Origin of the sequence: Streptomyces synnematoformans (assembly GCF_039531005.1) — a bacterium.
In the GTDB taxonomy this organism is placed as follows: Bacteria; Actinomycetota; Actinomycetes; order Streptomycetales; family Streptomycetaceae; genus Streptomyces; species Streptomyces synnematoformans.
Window position 1 is genome coordinate 1 of record NZ_BAAAPF010000402.1, and the last position, 5,296, is coordinate 5,296.

A 5,296-nucleotide genomic window follows, 5' to 3' on the forward strand; every position below is an offset into this window, starting at 1 on the left:
GACGGAGTCCAGCGCGGCCGGCTCCGCGGCGGCCGGCTGCGCCGCGCCGGGGGGCGCCGAGCCGCCGGCTCCGACGCCCGCGGCGAGGGTGAGCAGGAGGGCGCCGCCGAGACGCGCGAGGGAGCGCGGGGAGCGGTGCGGGGGAGTCCGCGGGCGGTGACGTCGCACGGTGGTCCCTTCCGGCCGGTGGCATGGACATTCCAGCCGTACCGCCGGCTCCCCTCCCGGTCAAGGGGTGTAGACCAATCCGCCGCGGTGCCCGCCGGGGGGTCTGTGGCGGAAAAGGAGTGATCCCTGCCCGATTCCGGGCAGATTTCTTGCACAAGGGAAGATCATCAAGCACTATCAACGGGTGCACGAGGACCTTATCGACCACCTCATACGCAGCGCGCCGCTCAGCCGCGGCGAAGCCGCGCGGGTCGTCCAGGACGTCCTCGCCTACTTCGACGAGACGACGCCCGCGTTCGTCCGCCGGCGCCACCGCGAGCTGCGGGCGGGCGGCCTGGTGAACGACGAGATCTTCGACCGGATCGCCCGGGAGCTGGCGCACCGCGCGGTCGCGCCACCCGAGCTGACCCGGCGTCAGCTGCGCCGCATCGTATACGGCTAGCCGCTCCACCCACCCTCCTCCCTCCCCCGACAGGAAGCGAACGATATGTGCGGAATCGTCGGTTACATCGGCAAGCGCGACGCGGCGCCCCTGCTGCTCGAAGGGCTCCAGCGACTGGAGTACCGGGGCTACGACTCCGCCGGTGTGGCCATCGCCGCCCGCTCCGGCGCGCTGAAGACCGTCAAGGCCAAGGGCCGGGTACGGGACCTCCAGGCCCGGCTGCCCAAGCGCTTCGCCGGCGCCACGGGCATCGCGCACACCCGCTGGGCCACCCACGGCGTCCCCAGCGACGCCAACGCCCACCCGCACCTCGACGAGGCCGGCAAGGTCGCCGTCGTCCACAACGGCATCATCGACAACGCCGCCGATCTGCGCGCCAAGCTGGCCGCCGACGGCGTAGAGCTGGCCTCCGAGACCGACACCGAGGTCCTGGCCCACCTCGTCGGCCGCTCCGCCGCCACCACCCTGGAGGCGGCCGTCCGCGAGACGCTGCAGCTGGTGGAGGGCACGTACGGCATCGCCGTGCTGCACGCCGACTTCCCCGACCGCATCGTCGTCGCCCGCAACGGCTCGCCGGTCGTCCTCGGCATCGGCGAGCGCGAGATGTTCGTCGCCTCCGACGTCGCCGCCCTCGTCTCGCACACCCGCCAGGTCGTCACCCTCGACGACGGCGAGATGGCCACCGTCAAGGCCGACGACTACCGCACGTACACCACCGAGGGCTCGCGCACCTCGCCCGCGCCGGAGACGGTGGAGTGGTCGCCCGAGTCGTACGACCTGGCCGGCCACGACACGTACATGCACAAGGAGATCTGCGAGCAGGCCGACGCCGTCGACCGGGTGCTGCGCGGACGCATCGAGGACCGGTTCTCCACCGTCCACCTCGGCGGCCTCAACCTGGACGCGCGCGAGGCGCGCGCGGTGCGCCGGGTGAAGATCCTGGGCTGCGGCACGTCGTACCACGCGGGCATGATCGGCGCGCAGCTGATCGAGGAGCTGGCGCGGGTGCCCGCGGACGCCGAGCCGGCCAGCGAGTTCCGCTACCGCAACCCGGTCGTCGACCCCGACACCCTCTACGTCGCCGTCTCCCAGTCCGGCGAGACGTACGACGTGCTGGCCGCCGTGCAGGAGCTGAAGCGCAAGGGCGCGCGGGTCCTCGGCGTCGTCAACGTCGTCGGCTCGGCCATCGCCCGGGAGACCGACGGCGGCATCTACGTGCACGCCGGCCCGGAGGTCTGCGTGGTCTCCACCAAGTGCTTCACCAACACCGTCGTCGCCTTCGGCCTCCTCGCCCTCCACCTCGGCCGCATCCGCGACCTGTCGGTCGCCGACGGCCGCCGCGTCATCGAGGGGCTGCGCCGGCTGCCGGACCAGATCGCGGAGATGCTGCGCGGCGAGGACGCGATCCGGACGCTGGCGAAGGAGTACGCGCACGCCAGGTCGATGATGTTCATCGGCCGGGTCCGCGGCTACCCGGTGGCCAGGGAGGCGGCGCTGAAGCTGAAGGAGGTCAGCTACATCCACGCCGAGGCCTACCCTGCCTCCGAGCTGAAGCACGGCCCGCTGGCGCTGATCGAGCCGGAGGTGCCGACGGTGGCGATCGTGCCGGACGACGAGCTGCTGGAGAAGAACCGCGCGGCGCTGGAGGAGATCAAGGCCCGCGAGGGCCGCATCCTCGCGGTCGCCCACCGCCGGCAGGACAAGGCGGATCACACGATCGTGGTACCCCGCAGCGAACCGGAGCTGGACCCCATCCTCATGGGCATCCCGCTCCAACTCCTGGCCTACCACACGGCCCTGGAGCTGGGCCGCGACATCGACAAGCCCCGCAACCTGGCAAAGTCGGTCACGGTCGAATAACCCGGGACCCGCCCCCGGCGGGAGGCGAAAGAGCGGCCCTCTGCGCGTGCCACCACGTCGCGCAGAGGGCCGCCTCCCCTGTGCCGGCGTCGCCCAATACGCCGGCGGTGCCGCTGCCGCACCGGGGACCGTCACCTCCCGGCTGGCAGCGCGTCGTCGTGTCCCCTATATGCCCCTCACAAATTCACAACCCACATCTACCCGCGAGTAGATTTCTGCGGTTGTGCGCGACCGCGCACGCCCCCGGCGCTACCGGTGCAAACGCGCGCCGGGGGCGGCTACGGCACGACGACGACCGGCCGTTGGGCCCGGCGGGCGAGGCGCCCGGCGACGGAGCCGAAGATGCGGCCCACGATGCCCTGCGTGGAGCCGACCACGATGGCGTCGGCCTCGTACTCCCGGCCGACCTCCTCCAGTTCGTGGCAGATGTCGCCGCCGCGCTCGACCAGGATCCACGGCACGTCGGAGAGGTAGTCGGCGCAGGCGAGTTCCAGCCCGAGTACCTCGGTGCGGTGGTCCGGCACGTCGACGAAGACGGGCGGCTCGCAGCCGGCCCAGACGGTGGTGGGCAGCCGGTTGGCCACGTGCACGATGATCAGTCCGCAGCCCAGCCGGCGGGCCATGCCCACGGCGTAGGCGAGGGCGCGTTCGCTGGAGGTGGAGCCGTCGAAGCCGCAGACGACGCCGTGCTTGAACGCCGGATCGCAACCCTGGCGCGACTCGGCCGCCGCTTCCAGGTTCGCCAGCGGATCGGCGACCGGCTTGCGGTCCGCGGGTTCGGGGATTTCGTGACCGGCCATCGGTGTCTCGGCGAAGGGAATCCTCGTGACTGGAGGGACTCGGATGCTGTGTCCGGGAATCATCTTCCCAATCCCGTACAACAAGGGTACGGCGACACTACCTCGCTTGCCCAGGGTCGGGGGGCAGTATGCCAGGTGACCCCGGCGAACGGTTCACAGGAGCATGCCCCAGCGTGGCGTCCCGCGCAATGCCCGACCGGGGCCGGCGGCGGCCGGGCGGCGGCTCGGCGGCCCGCCCCGGCACGGTTGGCGGAGGGCGCACGGTACCGGCGCACACGGATTCGGTGCCCGTTCGCCGTGCCGCCCCCCACGCTTCCGTGCGCTCTCGCCGCGCCCCCGGGACGGATCATCGCCGCCGCGAACGCGACCGCGGCGCCCGCGCCGGAGCCGCGCCGCAGGACACGGCCGGGCCGAGGCCCCCACCGGCGGTTTCGCGACCCCGTGCGGTCGTACGCCGACAGCCGGGCGGGCAACCGTCGGTAACCTGATCTTTTCGGCCAACTTCCCTTCTGCACACCGGAGTTGCGAGACTCAAGGCTGGAACGTTCCGGGCTCGGGGGGCTGGGGGCGCAGTCGGGGCGCACGAGCCGTGCACGTCGGAGAACCCGAGGGGGGTGACCTTCCCTGCCGCGTGAAGCGATGACACCGTTCGCGATCGAATGCTTCACGCCAAGTTTCCCTGTCGACACCGAGGTAGGGCCGAACCTGCCCCGTCTGTCACACAAGGCACGCTTTACCTGTCGATATAGATGCGGGGCTGAAGCTGTCCGGTCCGCCGTACCGGACGCAGTAGATTTGATCTTGGCCGAGAGACCGAGATCGTCTCGGGGGTGCAGGTGCAGGACGCAGAGGGAGAGAGAAGCGAGGGGGCTTAGCGTCATGAGCCAGGACTCCACCGGAGCGGGCGCAACGATCCGGTCCGGCGGGCCACGCCCACCCGAGGTGGCGACGGCCGCGGTGCGCGGCGAGTTGCCCCGACCGCCCCGGAGGCGCCGTGAAGTGGTCGCCGTGCTGCTGTTCAGCGGCGGCCCGGTCTTCGAGAACTCCATCCCCCTCTCCGTCTTCGGAGTGGACCGCCAGGACGCCGGCACCCCCCGGTACCGGCTGCTGGTCTGCGCCGGTGAGGACGGCCCGCTGCGGACCACCGGCGGCCTGGAGCTGTCCGCCCCGTACGGGCTCGAAGCGCTGGCCCGGGCCGGCACCGTCGTCGTGCCCGCCTGGCGCTCGATCACCCAGCCGCCGCCCGCCGCCGCGCTCGACGCGCTGCGCCGCGCGCACGAGGACGGCGCCCGCGTCGTGGGGCTGTGCACCGGGGCGTTCGCGCTCGCCGCGGCCGGGCTGCTCGACGGCCGCCCCGCCACCACGCACTGGATGTACGCGCCGACGCTCGCCAAGCGCTACCCGTCGGTCCACATGGACCCGCGCGAGCTGTTCGTCGACGACGGCGACATCCTCACCTCGGCGAGCACGGCCGCGGGCATCGACCTCTGCCTGCACCTGGTGCGCCAGGACCACGGCGCCGAGGCCGCCACCGCGCTCTCCCGGAGACTGGTGGTGCCCGCGCGGCGCGGCACCGGCCAGGAGCGCTACCTCGACAGGTCTTTACCCGAGGAGATCGGCGGAGACCCGCTGGCGGAGGTCGTCGCCTGGGCGCTGGAGAACCTGCACGAGCAGTTCGACGTGGAGACTCTGGCGGCCCGCGCGTACATGAGCCGACGCACGTTCGACCGGCGGTTCCGCACGCTCACCGGCAGCGCCCCGCTGCAGTGGCTGATCACCCAGCGGGTGCTTCAGGCGCAGCGGCTGCTGGAGACGTCGGACTTCTCCGTGGACGAGGTGGCAGGACGGTGCGGCTTCCGCTCGCCGGTCGCGCTGCGCGGGCACTTCCGCCGCCAGCTCGGCTCCTCCCCGGCCGCGTACCGGGCCGCGTACCGCGCCCGCAACCCCCAGGCCGTACCGCCGGCGGAGCCGCCTGCCGGGCTCGCGCCGCGGCGCCCGCAGCTGCCCGGCGGGGGCGGCGCGGGCG

General features: G+C 72.6%; 4 protein-coding genes. 3 read left to right on the plus strand and 1 reads right to left on the minus strand.

Going from position 1 to position 5,296, the window contains the following annotated elements; translation table 11 throughout:
* Positions 1–352: 352 nt before the first annotated feature.
* Both ABD317_RS33015 and glmS read left to right on the plus strand, forming a co-directional pair.
* On the plus strand, positions 353–610 hold the full coding sequence (locus tag ABD317_RS33015; RefSeq protein ID WP_027754256.1) for a hypothetical protein: 258 nt from the start codon (positions 353–355) through the stop codon (positions 608–610).
* A 45-nt stretch (positions 611–655) separates the two neighbouring features.
* Positions 656–2,470 (plus strand): glutamine--fructose-6-phosphate transaminase (isomerizing), encoded by a 1,815-nt coding sequence (gene glmS / locus ABD317_RS33020; RefSeq protein ID WP_027754255.1) that lies wholly within the window; start codon positions 656–658, stop codon positions 2,468–2,470.
* A gap of 278 nt (positions 2,471–2,748) precedes the next feature.
* Here the strand turns inward: glmS and ABD317_RS33025 are convergent, their stop codons facing one another.
* A complete protein-coding gene (locus ABD317_RS33025) occupies positions 2,749–3,270 on the minus strand; it encodes a universal stress protein (RefSeq protein ID WP_027754254.1) in 522 nt (173 codons plus the stop codon).
* An 879-nt stretch (positions 3,271–4,149) separates the two neighbouring features.
* Between ABD317_RS33025 and ABD317_RS33030 the strand changes: the two genes are divergently transcribed.
* Positions 4,150–5,296: helix-turn-helix domain-containing protein (locus tag ABD317_RS33030; protein ID WP_425582500.1), on the plus strand; the 1,147-nt coding region annotated here is incomplete at its 3' end.